Genomic DNA, 14925 nt, shown 5'->3' with positions numbered 1-14925 from the left:
ATGTCCGGAGATGCTTCAGAAAACGCGGCCTTCCGTCAGGTGCGTGGTTTCGCCGTTGAGGTGGTAGGCCCCCACGACGCGCGCCTTGTGCAGGAGCGGATTGTGGCTGAAGATCGTGCGCAGGTTGCGCCAGTGGCGATCGAAGTTGTGGGCGCGCGCCGTAAACGATGCGCCGCCCGCTTCGAACATGCGCTCGCCCGCATGCAGCGCGAGCTTGCTGACCACGAGTTGCGTCTGGGCGGTGGCGAGCGCGCCGGCCAGCACCAGTTCCTCGGCGTTGGCCGCGCCGTTGGCGATGGCATCGGCCGATCGGTCCAGCGCGCGGGCGTTTTCGCGCACGAGTCCGTCGATCGCATGGCTATGTGCCGCGAGGTCGCCGATCACGCCCTGGATGAAATGGTCCTCGCGCGCGCTCGGCGCGGGGCTGTGGAGCGCGGGACGACCGTGCTCGATGACGTAGCGGCGCGCATCGTGCCATGCATTGCGCACGATGCCGGCCGCGACGGCGACGAGGTGCAGCTGCCGCAGCGCGCCACAATGGCGGCCCACGAGCGTGGTGCTGTCGCGCGGAGCCACCTCGTCGGGAAAGACCTCGACGTTGTCGAACACCAGGCTGCCGCTCGCGGTCATGCGTTGGCCCATGCCGTCCCAGTCATCGACGATGCTGAAGCCGGGGCGGTTCACGGGAATCACGATCAGGACGGGTTCCCCATCGACGCCGAGCACGTTGATGCGCGCGTAGTCGGAGAACGCGGTGCCGGTGGAATAATACTTGCGGCCGGAAAGCAGGTAACGATCGCCGTCGCGGCGCAGCGCGGTCTGGATTTCACCGGGGCGCGATGTCGTGCGCTCGGTGGATGCGCCGCCGAAGATCGCGCCTTCCACGATGCGCCGGATCTGCACGTCGTGGAACGGAGAGCGCGGCGACAGCCGCAGCACTTCCGTCTGGTCGTAGTGGATGCGCAGCGCATGCGCGACGTTGGACTCTTCCGCGGCAATCGTCGTGACCGCATCGAACAGATCGACGAGCGTGCCACCGAGTCCGCCCCAAGCGACCGGCAGCCGCAGCGCGCCGAGCCCGGACTTGCGGAACAGCGCGAAGCCTTCGTACGGCAGCACGCGTCGCGCTTCACGCGCGGCGGCATCGGCGCCGATCTGCCGGGCAAGCTCCGGCAGGGCGTCAAGCGCGGTTTGCAGCGGGTACAGCGAGTCCAGCGAATCGAGTTGCAAAGGGGCGTTCATGAAACCTTCCTGTCAGCGACACATGACCTGCAAGCATATGGCCGGCGCTGTGCCGCTGGAACGAAGGAATCAGGATATGGATATGTGCTTCGGCGCTGGTCAGTCCTTGGCGGCCAGCGAGAAGTTCGCCTGCCACACGTTCTGGCTCACGACCACGGGCACCGGAATCAGCTTCTGCTCGTGGAACAGGTCCGCCACGCGCTGCTGGGTCGCGGTGACCTCGGGGGTGACGGGCGTGACGCCATAAGGCACGCGTTTGAGCCACGTCTCGACGATCGGCACGGAGAGGCCCAGCGACGGCGCGAGCAGGTTGGCGGTCTCGGTCGGATGCTTGGTCACCCACAGGCCCGACGCGCGAAGTTGTTCGAGGATCGCGTTCACGGCTTTCGGATGGCCTTCGGCAAACCGGCGCGTGGCTTCGTAGAAGTTGAACGGCGACGGTACGCCTTCATAGTCGGCCACGGTACGCACCTTCAGCGACTGCTGGGCCAGCGCGTAGTACGGGTCCCAGACCACCCAGGCGTCGACCTTGCCGCTCTCGAAAGCGGCGCGGGCATCGGCGGGCGGCAGGTAGATCGGCTGGATATCGGCAAAGGACAGACCGTTCTTCTTGAGCAGCTGCACCAGCAGGTAGTTGGAGCTGGATCCCTTCTGCAGCGCGATGCGCTTGCCCTTGAGATCGCTCACGGTACGGAACGGCGAGCTTTCAAGCACGAAGAGCGCTTCATTGGACTTGCCGCCGGGCTCCGCGCCCACGTACACGAAGTCCGTCTTCGCGGCCTGCGCGAACACGGCCGGCGGGGCGCCGGTGTAGCCAAAGTCGATGCCGTTCGCATTGAGGGCCTCGAGCAACTGCGGACCGGCCGGGAATTCCTTCCATTCGACCTTGTAGCCGAGCGGAGCGAGTTTCTTCTCGAGCGAGCCCTGGGCCTTGAGCACGGCAAGCAGTCCGGCCTTCTGGAAGCCGACGCGAACGGTCTGGTCGGCGGCGTGGGCGGGTGCGGTGGCGACAATGCCCGCCAGCAGGGCGGTTGCGCCGAGGGCGGAGGTGATCCGGCGGAGCCAGGGAGTCAGGTGGGCCATGAGTCGTTCCTGTCGAGATGGGATGGGACTGGCAATGGTCGCCAGAATCCGCCCCTGACGGGAACGAACGTATTGTCATGTGCGCATGCGGTGCGGCCGCATGTCGTTATGCGGCCGCTGGTGGTGACGCCGGGACGACGCGATCGACCGTCAGCGAACCATCAGCGAACCGTCAGCGCCCGCCGCGCATGAATCCGCGTGGAGACGATCGACGTCACGAGGCTGCCTACCCCGGAGACGCCCATGATCCAGCCCATCGTCCACGGCGTGCCGTCGGCGCACCATCCGACCAGGGCCGCGCTGAGGATGCCGCTGCCGTAATGCATCGCCCCGAGCAGCGACGAGGCGGAGCCGGCCTTGTGCGGGAACGCGGCGAGCGCGCCCGCGACGGAGTTCGCGACGATGAAGCCGTTCATCGACATATAGAAAAACAGCGGCAGCACGAGGCCCGCAAGGCCGCCCCAGCCGAATCGGGCGTCAAGGGCGAGCACGATGCCGGACAGCGCGAGGATCCATGTGCCGAGATGGAACAGCCGCGCGCTGCCGATGGCGCGCAGCAGGCGCGCGTTGAGGAAGTTGGCGCCCATCATGCCCAGCACGTTGAAGCCGAACAGCAGGCCGTACATCTGCGGCGACACGTGGTAATACTCGATGTAAGCGAACGGCGTGCCGATCACGAACGCATAGGCGCCCGCGTAATAGAAGCCCCCCGAGAGCCCGTACCCGATTAGTCGCGCGTCCTGCGCCAGCGCGACATAGTCCTTCAGGACATAGCGCAGGGGCGTCGTCACGCGTCGGGCGGCGGGCAGCGTCTCCGGCAGGAAGCGCAGCGCGCCGATGGTCAGCAGGCCGACGATCACAAGCGTCCAGAAAATGCCCTGCCAGTTCCAGAGCGCGAGGATCTGCCCGCCGAGCAGCGGGCCGGCCAGCGGCGCGATGCCCATGATCAGGATGAGCGTGGAGAGCATGCGCGCGCCATCTTCCCGCGCGTAGAGGTCACGCACCATGGCGCGCGCCAGCACCGGACCCACGCTCGCGCCAAGCGCCTGCACGACGCGCCAGCCCATCATCTGCCACACCGTGTCGGACAGCGCGCACCCGGCCGAACCGATCACGAAGAACACGAGGCCTGCCGCAATCGGCAGCCGCCGCCCGCGCCGGTCCGCGATGGGTCCCCACAGCAACTGGCCGGCGGTGAAGCCGATCAGGAACGCGGACAGCGTCAGCTCGATGCTCGCCGCGCTCGCGTGCAGCTCGCGCGCGATGGCGGGCAGCGCCGGCAGGTACATGTCGGTGGAGATCGACGCAAACGACATCAGCGCGCTGAGAATCAGCATCAGGCGCAGCGGGTTGCTGGCCTGGGCCGCGCTCGCGGGCGTCAACGGTGCTGGAGCGGGGGCGGGTGCGGATGTGGGCGCGGTCGGTGCTGCCGACGCGGTCGGTGAAGGAGGGCAAGGCTGCATTGCGCGGAGAGGGAGGGGGCGACACATCTGGAGGAATGTGTGATCTTACGGTGTTTACCCGCCCCCGATTAAGCCCCCGCGCATGGATAGGCTGTTGAAGGCTGTTCATAGATGGCCGGGGGTTGCGCGAGGAATACAATGACGCCCACATCCATCCCCAACCTTACGGAGTGCTTTCAGTGATCCAACCCGCCAGCGATTTCAAGGACAACCTCGCGCAACTGCCCGGCATCGACGCCATCGCGCGCATCGAGCTCGTGGACGCGGGCGGCGCAATCGCCGCCACGATCGACAACGTTCCGGGCAAGAAGGGTTCCGTCGCGGTCTACAACTATCTGCGCGCGTCATTCGGCAAGCTCGACGCCGCGGCGGCCCAGCATGGGCTCGCCGTATTCGCCGAGCACACCGTGGATGCGCGTAACCGGCCCGGCGCCCATCCGAACGTCGATCGCCTGCTCGAGATCGCCGACGGCGCGCCCTCGCTGGAGATCCGCGTGGTGAATGCATAAGCGCATAAGCCCGGAAGCGAACCCTATTCGATCGTCACCTTGCCTTCCTTGACGAGGCCGGCGAATTTCGCGGTCTCGTCGTCGATGCGCTTCGCGAATGCTTCGGGCGTGCTCGACAGCGGTTCCGCGCCGGCCGCATGCATGCGTTGCCGGAAATCGGGCGAGTTGACGATCTTCACGATCTCCGCGTTCAGCCGCGTGACGATCGGCTTGGGCGTGGCCGCCGGCGCCAGCACGCCGAACCACGTGCCGATGTCGAAGCCCTTGAGCCCGGCCTCTTCCATCGTCGGCACATCGGGCATCGCGCTCGACCGCCTGGCCGTCGTCACCGCGAGCGCCTGAAGCTTGCCCGCCTTGATGTGCGGCAGCACGGTAGTCAGCGTGTCGAACGACATGGTGACCTGACCGCCGAGCAGGTCGGTCGTCAGCGGGCCGCTGCCCTTGTACGGCACGTGCAGCAATGTCGTACCCGTGGCGGCCTGGAACTGCGTCCCGATGAGGTGTTGCGCGGTGCCGTTGCCATTGGAGCCATACGAGAACTCGGGCGATGCCTTCTTCGCCAGGGCGACAAACTCCGCAACGTTTTTCGCGGGCGTCTTCGCGGGGTTCACCACCAGCACGTTGGGCACCATCGCGATCGGCGTGATCGGCGCGAGGTCCTTCTGGAAACTGTACGGCAGCTTGCGGTACACGCTGGTCGCAATCGTGTGGTGCACCGCCCCCATCAGCAGCGTATAGCCATCCGGCTTCGCTTTGGCCACGTAATCGGCGCCGACGGTCGCGCCCGCGCCGGGACGGTTCTCGACGATGACGGGCTGGCCAAGGGTCTTCGAGAGCTGGTCGCCGAGCGCGCGCGCCAGCACGTCGGTGGTGCCGCCCGACGGGAACGGCACGATCAGGCTGATCGGCTTGGACGGCCAGTCCTTGTCCTGCGCGGCGGCCGTGGCGGCGACGACGAAGCCAAGCGCCAGCAGGGAGGCCCGCAAGATGCGCGCGGTGGGGTGGGCACGGTGAGAAGTACGCATGATTTGTCTCCGATGTTTTATGGTGTGGGGTGAGGCGTCACTGCACCTGAGCAATGCGCAGCAGGTTCGTGGTACCGGCCACCGCGAACGGCAGTCCGGCGGAAATCACGATCGGCTGGCCGCTTTCTCCGAAGCCTTCCTTCCGTACCGTGTGGCCCGCGAGTTCCGTCATCTCGAGCACGTCCGCCACTTCGTGGCAAAGCACCGCGTGCACGCCCCAGGCGAGCGCGAGCCGGCGCGCGGTGGCCACGCGCGGCGTCATGCCCAGGATCGGTACCTCGGGACGTTCGCGCGCCATGCGCAGGGCCGAGTAGCCCGAGCTGGTGTACGCCACGGTGGCGGGCACCTTGAGCAGCGCGGCGACATGCCGGACCGCATAGCCGATGGCATCGGCGGCTTCCGCGCGCGGCGGCGTGTGGGAGGCCTCGATCGCGTCGTGATAGAGCGGATCGGACTCCGTCCGCGTGACGATGCGGTTCATCATCGCGACCGCCTCCACCGGAAAGCGCCCCGATGCGGATTCGGCGGACAGCATTACCGCGTCCGCGCCGTCGTAGATCGCGGTGGCCACGTCCGAAGCCTCGGCGCGCGTGGGGACCGGTGCGGAGATCATCGATTCCAGCATCTGCGTGGCGACGATCACGGGTTTGCCGGCCTTGCGGCATGCGCGCACGATCTGCTTCTGCAGCGATGGCACGAGCTCCGCCGGCATCTCCACGCCGAGGTCGCCGCGCGCGACCATCACCGCATCGGCGGCGGCGACGATCGCCTCGAGGCTCTGGATCGCCGCGGGCTTTTCCAGCTTGGCGACGATGCCCGCGCGATGGCCGACGATCGCCTTGATCTCCTCGATGTCCTCCGCGCGCTGCACGAACGACAGCGCGATCCAGTCCACGCCGAGTCCGAGGCCGAAGTCGAGGTCGCGGCGATCCTTTTCCGTCATCGCGGACATCGGCAGTACCACGCCGGGCACATTCACGCCCTTGCGGTCGGACAGCATGCCGCCATCGATGACCGTGGTTTCCGCAAAGTCCTCGCCGCGGCGATCGACGCGCAGGCGGATCTTGCCGTCGTCCAGCAGCAGTTCCGCGCCGTCATGCAGCGCCGCGAAAATCTCGGGATGCGGCAGGTTGACGCGCGTGACGGAGCCAGGCGTCGAAGCGTCGAGGTCCAGCCGGAATGCGGCATGCGTGGCGAGTTGCACGGGTCCTTCGGCGAACGTGCCGATGCGCAGTTTGGGACCCTGCAGGTCCAGCAGCACGCCGATCGGCCGGCCACGCTCGCGCTCGATCGCACGAATGGTCTCCAGGCGATGGCGATGATCCTCGTGGGTGCCGTGGCTGAAGTTGAGGCGGAAGACATCGGCTCCGGCATCGAACAACGCGCCGATGGTTTCGGGCGTCGTGCTGGCGGGGCCGAGAGTGGCCACGATCTTGGCATTGCGCAGGCGTCGCATTGGACATCCTCCAGATCAGGGCGCGATGAGGATCGCCCGAAAGTCGTTCACATTGGTCAGGGTGGGGCCCGTTATCACGGCATCGCCGAGCGCGCCGAAGAAACCATGGCCATCGTTGTTCGCAAGCGCGTCCCGCGCGCGCAAGCCTTGCTGCCGCGCACGTTCCAGCGTGTCCGGCGCGACGACCGCACCGGCAATCTCTTCTTTGCCGTCCACGCCATCGGTATCGCCCGCAAGCGCGTAGACACCGGGCATGCCGCGCAACGTCAGCGCCAGCGAGAGGAGGAACTCGACATTGCGGCCCCCGCGACCGGCTTCCCGCACGGTCACGGTGGTCTCGCCGCCGGACAGCAGCACGCATGGCGTCGTGAAGGGCTCGCCGGTCTCCGCCACATGCCGGGCGATGGCGCCGAGCACCTTGCCGACGTCGCGCGCCTCGCCTTCGATCGCGTCGCCGAGCACATGCACGGCAAGGCCGGCTTGTCGCGCAACGTCGGCGGCGGCTTCCAACGCCATGCGCGGCGTGGCGATCAGCGTCGTGTCGATGGGCGGCAAGCGCGTGTCGCCAGGCTTGACCGTCTCCGCGGCATCGGATGCCAGCGCGGCCATCACGCCGTCGGGCACGGCAATGCCGTAGCGCCGCACGATGTCGATGGCTTCCGCGCGGGTGGTCGGATCGGGCACGGTCGGTCCGGAGGCGATGTCGATGGGATCGTCGCCCGGCACGTCGGAGATCAGCAGGTTGTGCACGCGCGCGGGATGGCAGGCGAGGGCGAGGCGGCCGCCCTTGATCGCCGAGAGATGACGGCGCACGCAGTTCATTTCCGTGATGGTTGCGCCGGAGTCGAGCAGCGCGCGGTTGACGGCCTGCTTGTCCGCCAGCGACAGGCCATTCAGCGGCAGCGGTAACAGCGAGGAACCGCCGCCGGAGATCAGGCTGACGACCAGATCGTCTTCCGTGAGTCCGGAAACGAGTTCGAGCATGCGGCGCGCCGCATCGAGACCCGCCGCGTCAGGCACGGGGTGCGCGGCTTCGACGATGTCAATGCGGTCGCAGGGTACGGCATAGCCATAGCGCGTGACGACGAGGCCTTCGAGCGGGCCGGCCCACGCGTCCTCGAACGCCCGCGCCATCGCGGCGGACGCCTTGCCCGCGCCGATCACGACCGTCCTGCCGCGCGGCGAGGCCGGGGGAGGGGGAAGATGCCGCGAGAGCGTGCGCGACGACTGCGCGGCCGCGATCGCGGCATCGAACATCCGTCGCAACAACGCGCGTGCATCGTCGTGGAACATGCGTGTCTCCATCCAGCTCTGGCGGCTGTGGTTCGGGCGGGCATAGGAAACCCGCCGCACCCGGAACATTGGGTGCGGGAACGGCTAGGGGCGGGTACTACCGGGGCGGTAGCGCAGATGCGTCAAGACGTCAGGCGGCCTTGGCCACCGCCGCGCGCTTCAGGTAGTCGCACACGGCCTTCGTCACCTGCACGGTGGTCGCTTTGCCGCCAAGATCGCCGGTATGCAGCGCGGGGTCGGCGGTGACCGACTCGATGGCGCCCATGACGCGCTGCGCGGCGGCGTGCTCGCCGAGATGCTCGAGCAGCATCACGACGGACCAGAACGTGCCGACTGGATTGGCCAGGCCCTTGCCCATGATGTCGAACGCGGAACCATGGATCGGCTCGAACATCGACGGATAGCGGCGCTCGGGGTCGATGTTGCCCGTGGGCGCGATGCCGAGGCTGCCCGCGAGTGCGGCGGCCAGATCGCTGAGGATGTCCGCGTGGAGGTTCGTGGCAACGATGGTGTCGAGCGACCTGGGACGATTGACCATGCGCGCGGTGGCGGCATCGACGAGCTCCTTGTCCCACGTCACGTCCGGGAATTCCTTCGCCACCTGCACGGCCACTTCATCCCACATCACCATCGCATGGCGCTGGGCATTGGATTTGGTGATTACCGTCAGCAGCTTGCGCGGCCGCGACTGGGCGAGGCGGAACGCAAATCGCAGGATGCGCTCGACGCCCACACGCGTCATCATCGACACGTCCGTCGCCGCTTCGATGGGATGTCCCTGATGCACGCGGCCACCCACGCCCGAGTACTCGCCCTCCGAGTTTTCGCGCACAATGACCCAGTTCAGGTCCTCTGGCGCGCAGCGCTTGAGCGGACCGTCGATGCCGGGCAGGATCCGCGTCGGCCGCACGTTGGCGTACTGGTCGAAGCCCTGGCAGATCTTGAGGCGCAGACCCCACAATGTGATGTGGTCGGGAATCTGGTTATCCCCGGCGGAACCGAACAGGATCGCGTCCTTCCCACGCAGCGCATCGAGCCCATCGGCCGGCATCATTACGCCGTGCTTCCGGTAATAGTCTCCACCCCAGTCGAAGTCCTCGAACTCGAACCGGAAGTCCGCTCCGGCGGCTACCAGCGCCCCCATGACCTCCCGGCCCGCGGGCACCACTTCCTTGCCAATGCCATCGCCGGGAATGGTAGCGATCTTGTAGGTCTTCATCGGTTGTCTCCTGGTTCACTGTGTCAACGGTGAACGCATTCTCGAGGGAGACCGCCGCGCTGGATCGCGGCCAAAGTTAAGCCATTCTTAACTTCAGATTAAAGGTGATAGGCCTCCGCGAGCAGGGTGGGTCGTTTCGTCACGGATATGTCATTGATGCAAGCGCCTGTAGGAGTTACGTAGCGATTCAGTATCAGTAGTCGTTCACTTACTGCGGAGCCCCCGTCCCGCCGGGCGACTCAGCCTGGCGGCACGACATTTGCGAACATCTTCCTCGTGAATCCGGGGTGGAATGCGGGCATTCGTCGGGAGGCATCTATGGGGCTGTCATCCAATCAAATACGCATCGTGCGGCAAATGAAAGGCGGATATCGACTCAGGATCATCCGCTCGCCGATTACGCATATGGAGTCCTACGCGGAACTCTACAAACCGGGAGAACCGATGGACGCGGAGGTCATCGGCTGGTGGCGAATCCTGAAACTGATCGAGGCCGGCCAGATATGTCCGGATCCTTCCCCCATGGAGGTCGCGACCGAATTGATCCTGTGTTGAGCGGACGGGGGCGTTGATACCGTAGTACGGAATGCCAAATATGCCAGTGCCATCAGATTCGAGATAATCCGCCCTCGATCGGTCAGTTTGTACTACATTGCACCCTTCTGGTATCCGCGTTCCCGACATTGAAAGCCGCTGTCCACACCGATTTCTCGATCGATCCTGTGCGCGTGGAGTTCGTCGATCCCGACACCGAGCGGGACTTCCAGCGTCACCATCTGGATCGCACACGCGCGTCCCTGCGCATGACGCTTGTGTTCTGCTCGCTGTTCTATGTCGCGTTCTCGCTCACGGACTTCGCGGCCCTCGGCTATGGCACGCACGCGCTGATCCTGCTTGTCGGCCGGCTTCTGGTTGCTTTCACGGCGGGTTTCGGGCTCTATCTCGTGCGGGACGAGATCCATGCGATCGCCCCGCATCGGCTCGCGGCAAGCGCCGCGGAAATCGTCGGGATGGCGGTGTTCATGCTCGTGGTCTGGTTCCGCGCGGGCGAACTGCCATGGCACGCGATGTCCCTGTGCATCATGCTCGTGGTCGTTTACGTGTTCATCCCGAACCGGCTCATCACGTCGATCGCAATCGCGTTCGCGTCCACGCTCGCGTTCATTGTGATCGCGCTCGAACGTGGCGAACTCAAGCCCTCGGACGACGTCACCATGTCGATGCTGCTGCTGCTCGTCAACAGCTTCGGCATCGTCGCCGCGCGGCGCTACCATCAGCTGTGGCGCGACGAGTATCGCGTGCTGATGGAGCTCAAGCACCTGTCGATCCGCGACCACCTGTCGGGCTGTTTCAACCGGCGCCATCTGCATGCGACGCTGTTGCCGTCGGAGATGATGCGCGCGCGCAAGAACCGGCATTGGATGACGCTGATGGTCTGCGACATCGATCATTTCAAGCGCATCAATGACAACTACGGTCACCAGAGCGGCGATGCGGTGCTGCAGTACGTCGCCGGCACGCTTCAGGCGATGACGCGTGGAGAACTCGATAGCGTGGTGCGCTATGGCGGCGAGGAGTTTCTGCTGGTGTTGCCGCAGACCGACCTCGAGCGCGCGATGCGCGTGGCCGAGCGGCTGCGCCTGGCTGTGGAGCAGAACCCCATTCCCGACGTGTCAGGCAAGGAGATCGCCGCGACGATGAGCATCGGCGTCCTGTCGGCGAATTTCGCGACCGTCAGGCGCACGGTGTCGGAGGCCACGCTGATCGCGGCGGCGGACGCGCTGCTCTACGACGCCAAGAAGGCCGGGCGCAACAGCATTCGCTGCCTGCAGTGGACCGACGAACTATCGGTCGCGGCAACCCATCCCGGCAGCGTGCCGTTCCCCCTGTCCGGTGTCGAGGTCGATGACCGGGGCCGCGCCACGGTCATCGATGGCCTTGGCGCGCCCACGGTGACCCGCTAGTCAGCGGTAATCGCCGAGCACTGTCGCGCGCGTGAACGCCTCGATATTGTCGAGCAGCGCGTCGAGCGCCTGCCCCGCGGCCTCCATGTCTCCTTGCGCGATGGCGGACGCCACCGCCGCATGGAGCCTGGACATCATCGGCAGATCGGCGGCTTCCTTGTAATGCAGATACCAGAACCGACGCGACAGCCCGTGCATCAGCCGCATGGCGCCCTCGGCGAACTCGTTCCGCGCGGCAACCAGGCATAGCTCGTTGAACTCGCGGTCCGCGCGTACGAACGTGATGTCGTCCCCGTTGCGGGAAGAGGTCTCGAACTCGGTCGCGAGCCGCCGGAAATGTTCGCGCTGCGCGTCGGACGCGCGCCTGGCCGCGCTGCGGCAAATCAGCCGCTCCACCTCACGCCGCGTCTCCAGCAGCCGCAGCTGACGCGCCACGTCCATCGGTGCGATCAGCAGGCCGCGCTGCGGCAACACCATGATCAGATGCTCGCGCGCCAGGCGCTGGATGGCCTCGCGGATGGGCGTGCGGCCGATGCCCGTCATCTCGCTCAACTGCAATTCGGACACCGAACTGCCCGGCGCCAGCCGGAGCGTCACGATCGCTTCCTCGATCTGTTCGTATGCCTGGTCGGTCAGCTTGCCGCGCTGACCAGCGGGTTCGTCGGATTCCGGAGCGGGCGGTGCCTTGTTGGTACGAGACGGAGCGCGGGAGGCGGATCTTGCTGTCATGAGCGAATGTCGGCAGGCACAGGCCGACCATTCTATCTGGTCCTTGCATCCCGAATGTTTTCTGCTAGCATGTCAGTAATATATTAGATGTACACGAGTAGTGTACCGACCACAGGAGACGGCATGCTGGTGGAGGACCTCGTACACTTCTGCGCCCCGGCGCGCCTGATCATGGGTACCGGGGCACGCGCGCGGCTACCCGCTCTGCTGCAGCGGCTCGGTTACCGGCGCGGGCTCGTCGTGACGGACAAGTTCTTCACCTCGGCCACACCGTGGGTCGATGAACTGGTCACGGCGGCGCGCGCGCTCGGCGTGACGCTCACGGTCTACGACGGCGGGGCGCCAGATCCGACCACGACGCTTTGCGATGCGGCCACCGCCACATTGCGTGCCGCGCCCGAGACCGCCGATATCGACCACGTCATCGCACTGGGCGGGGGCAGCAACATCGATCTGGCCAAAGCGCTGTGCCTGACACTGCCGGCGGGCGCCCCGATCGGTTCGTTCATCGGCCGCATCGACAGCGCGACGCCGGTGCTTCCGATCGTCGCAATGCCGACCACCGCGGGCACGGGCTCGGAGGCGACGCCGGGTGCGATCCTCGTGGATCCGGACAACGCCACCAAGATCGCGGTGATGGATAACCGCCTGCGGCCCGCCATCGCGCTGATCGATCCCGAATTCACGTTCACGTGCCCGCCGCGCGTCGCCGCGGACGCGGGTATCGATGCCCTCACCCATGCGATCGAGTCGTACGTGACGATGGATGCCGCGGCGTTCGACTTCGGCGACGACCCGGACCCCGGCTATAGCGGCCGCACGGCGCTGACCATGCTGTTCGCGCGCGAATCGATCCGGCTGTGCGCGGAACATCTTCGCCGCAGCCACGCGGCCACCGACCCCGCCGCGATGCGAGAAGCACGCATAGGCATGAGCCACGCGAGCCTCTATGCCGCGATGTCTTACGGCAGCGCGGGCCTCAACGCCGTGCATGGGATTGCCTATGCCGTCGCCGGCCTCACGCACCTGTCGCACGGCACCACCAATGCGGTGATGCTGCCCTATGTCCTCGATGCGCTGCGCGATGTGCGGCGCGACGAGTTGCTGACCATCGCGCGCCTGTTCGGCATTGACGATGCCGATGCGGATGTCGCCATGGCTCGCCTGCCCGTGGTCCTGCGCGACCTCATCGGCGCCCTCGGCGTGCCCGTCACGCTGGAGGCATGTGGCATCCGCAAAGCGGACCTCGATACGCTGACGCGCGACGCGCTCGCCGTGACGCGTCTGGCGAAGGCTTTCCCGGTGCCCGACGTGGCCCAGCGCTATGCGCGCATCGTCCGCAGCGCATGGTCCGGCGAGCTTTCGTTCGACGAGGGACGGGCTCATCCCCCGCTCGACGTACAGGCCGCATAGCGCCCCCCCGCTTTCCAAGACAAGCGCGCCGGACACAGAGCGCGCCACACGCACAAACAGGAGACAACCATGGACATGTCCGTAGGCGCCCTCAGGCTCGAGACGAGCATCGCGGCGCGGCTCGAGCGATTGCCGATGACGCGCTATCAGCGCTCGCTGTTCGGCATCATCGCCACCGCGTGGTTCTTCGATTCGATGGACCTGGGGCTCATGACCTTCGTGCTCGGCTCCATCAAGGCCGAGTTCGGGCTCTCGGCCACGCAGACGGGCCTGCTGGCCAGTTCGAGTTTCCTTGGCATGTTCCTCGGTGCCGCTGTGGCGGGCCTGCTCGCGGATCGCTTCGGCCGCAAGCCCGTGTTTCAGGTCAGCATGATCTTCTGGGGCGTGGGCAGCCTGATGTGCGGGTTTGCGCAGGACGTCACGGCGCTGATGCTGTACCGCGTGCTGCTCGGCTTTGGCATGGGCATGGAATTTCCCATCGGCCTGTCGATGGTGTCCGAGATCGTCCCGGCGAAGAGTCGCGGCAAATACGTCGCCATACTAGAAGGGTTCTGGCCGATCGGCTTCATCGCGGCGGGCGTGCTGACCTACGCGCTTTTGCCGGTCATTGGCTGGCGCGGCATCTTCATCGCGTTGTCGGTGCCCGCGATCTTCGTCTTCGTGGTACGCCGCATCGTGCCGGAGTCTCCGCGCTGGCTCGAGGATGTCGGCCGTACGCGGGAGGCCGATGCGGTGATGGCCGGGATCGAGCAGCGTGTGGAGCGCGCTTCGGGCGCGCCATTGCCGCCGGTCGTGGCGGGCTATGCGGCGCGTACGAACACGAACCGCAAGGCACGGTTCATGGAACTGTGGACGGGCCCCTATGCGCGCCGCACGATCATGCTGTGGTCGGTGTGGTTCCTCGCATTGCTCGGCTACTACGGCCTGACGACATGGCTCGGGGCACTGCTGCAGCAGGCGGGATATGCCGTGACCAAGTCGGTGCTCTACACCGTGTATATCTCGCTGGCCGGTATTCCGGGCTTCATCTTCTCGGCGTGGTTGCTCGAGAAATGGGGGCGCAAGCCGACATCCGCGCTGATGCTGCTCGGAAGCGCGCTTGCCGCCTTCGCCTACGGGCAGGCTGCCGTCAACAAGGTACCAGTGGAACAGTTGATTGCCGCGGGCCTGTGCATGCAGTTCTTCATGTTCGGCATGTGGTCCGTGCTGTATGCCTATACGCCCGAGTTGTATCCCACGCGCTCGCGCGCCACGGGTTCCGGTTTCGCGTCCTCGGTCGGCCGCATCGGCTCGCTCGTGGGGCCATACCTCGTGGGCGTGCTGCTGCCGATGACGGGGCAGGGCGGCGTCTTCACGCTCGGCGCGCTGTCGTTCGCGCTCGCCGCCGTCGTGGTGCTGGCCCTCGGTGTGGAAACGCGTGGCAAGGCGCTCGAGGAAGTGTCCGGCTAGTCCGCCGGCACGACGGCCGACCCCAGGCCGGATCGCCCCTGTGCGCAGGGGCTTTTTTACCGCACAACCGTTTTTATATC

The 14925-nt window shown here is 66.3% G+C and carries 13 protein-coding genes; 5 read left to right on the top strand and 8 right to left on the bottom strand.

Going from position 1 to position 14925, the window contains the following annotated elements:
* Window positions 1–15: 15 nt before the first annotated feature.
* The 3 genes from KHP16_RS18500 to KHP16_RS18490 all read right to left on the bottom strand — a co-directional run bounded on the left by KHP16_RS18500 (window position 16) and on the right by KHP16_RS18490 (window position 3707).
* Window positions 16–1242, bottom strand: a complete 1227-nt coding sequence (locus KHP16_RS18500) for an acyl-CoA dehydrogenase family protein (protein ID WP_109584499.1) — start codon at window positions 1240–1242, stop codon at window positions 16–18.
* Window positions 1243–1341: 99 nt separating this feature from the next.
* Entirely contained in the window at window positions 1342–2325 is a 984-nt protein-coding gene (locus KHP16_RS18495) for a sulfonate ABC transporter substrate-binding protein (RefSeq protein ID WP_109584500.1), read from the bottom strand.
* 161 nt (window positions 2326–2486) lie between these two features.
* The gene (locus KHP16_RS18490) at window positions 2487–3707 is read right to left on the bottom strand and encodes a Bcr/CflA family multidrug efflux MFS transporter (protein WP_244835872.1); all 1221 of its coding nucleotides are present in this window, start codon (window positions 3705–3707) and stop codon (window positions 2487–2489) included.
* Window positions 3708–3967: 260 nt separating this feature from the next.
* On the opposite strand from KHP16_RS18490, the gene KHP16_RS18485 reads away from it, so the two are divergent.
* Window positions 3968–4297 carry a DUF2322 family protein gene (locus KHP16_RS18485; RefSeq protein ID WP_121492862.1) on the top strand — a complete coding sequence of 110 codons (330 nt, stop codon included), beginning with the start codon at window positions 3968–3970 and terminating at the stop codon, window positions 4295–4297.
* Between the two features lie 23 nt (window positions 4298–4320).
* Here the strand turns inward: KHP16_RS18485 and KHP16_RS18480 are convergent, their stop codons facing one another.
* The 4 genes from KHP16_RS18480 to KHP16_RS18465 form a co-directional block, all read right to left on the bottom strand.
* On the bottom strand, window positions 4321–5322 hold the full coding sequence (locus KHP16_RS18480) for a Bug family tripartite tricarboxylate transporter substrate binding protein (RefSeq protein WP_109584503.1): 1002 nt from the start codon (window positions 5320–5322) through the stop codon (window positions 4321–4323).
* A gap of 37 nt (window positions 5323–5359) precedes the next feature.
* Complete coding sequence (gene pyk, locus KHP16_RS18475) at window positions 5360–6778, bottom strand: pyruvate kinase (protein ID WP_115955309.1); 1419 nt, start codon at window positions 6776–6778, stop codon at window positions 5360–5362.
* A 15-nt stretch (window positions 6779–6793) separates the two neighbouring features.
* Window positions 6794–8071 (bottom strand): glycerate kinase type-2 family protein, encoded by a 1278-nt coding sequence (locus tag KHP16_RS18470; protein ID WP_211960865.1) that lies wholly within the window; start codon window positions 8069–8071, stop codon window positions 6794–6796.
* A 130-nt stretch (window positions 8072–8201) separates the two neighbouring features.
* Window positions 8202–9290 (bottom strand): tartrate dehydrogenase, encoded by a 1089-nt coding sequence (locus KHP16_RS18465; protein WP_211960864.1) that lies wholly within the window; start codon window positions 9288–9290, stop codon window positions 8202–8204.
* 318 nt (window positions 9291–9608) lie between these two features.
* On the opposite strand from KHP16_RS18465, the gene KHP16_RS18460 reads away from it, so the two are divergent.
* Together KHP16_RS18460 and KHP16_RS18455 are read left to right on the top strand one after the other, a co-directional pair.
* On the top strand, window positions 9609–9845 hold the full coding sequence (locus tag KHP16_RS18460) for a hypothetical protein (RefSeq protein WP_109584507.1): 237 nt from the start codon (window positions 9609–9611) through the stop codon (window positions 9843–9845).
* Window positions 9846–9973: 128 nt separating this feature from the next.
* Window positions 9974–11254 (top strand): GGDEF domain-containing protein, encoded by a 1281-nt coding sequence (locus tag KHP16_RS18455; protein ID WP_244214855.1) that lies wholly within the window; start codon window positions 9974–9976, stop codon window positions 11252–11254.
* On the opposite strand, the gene KHP16_RS18450 is transcribed toward KHP16_RS18455, so the two are convergent.
* A complete protein-coding gene (locus KHP16_RS18450) occupies window positions 11255–11983 on the bottom strand; it encodes a GntR family transcriptional regulator (RefSeq protein WP_211960863.1) in 729 nt (242 codons plus the stop codon).
* Window positions 11984–12106: 123 nt separating this feature from the next.
* Here KHP16_RS18450 and KHP16_RS18445 point away from each other — a divergent pair, with 123 nt between their 5' ends.
* Both KHP16_RS18445 and KHP16_RS18440 read left to right on the top strand, forming a co-directional pair.
* The gene (locus tag KHP16_RS18445; RefSeq protein ID WP_211960862.1) at window positions 12107–13396 is read left to right on the top strand and encodes an iron-containing alcohol dehydrogenase; all 1290 of its coding nucleotides are present in this window, start codon (window positions 12107–12109) and stop codon (window positions 13394–13396) included.
* A 69-nt stretch (window positions 13397–13465) separates the two neighbouring features.
* Window positions 13466–14845 carry an MFS transporter gene (locus tag KHP16_RS18440; protein WP_109584510.1) on the top strand — a complete coding sequence of 460 codons (1380 nt, stop codon included), beginning with the start codon at window positions 13466–13468 and terminating at the stop codon, window positions 14843–14845.
* Window positions 14846–14925: the final 80 nt, after the last annotated feature.

Origin of the sequence: Cupriavidus plantarum, from assembly GCF_905397285.1 — a bacterium.
Classification (GTDB): Bacteria; Pseudomonadota; Gammaproteobacteria; order Burkholderiales; family Burkholderiaceae; genus Cupriavidus; species Cupriavidus plantarum.
This window is presented reverse-complemented; position numbering and strand designations above follow the sequence as displayed.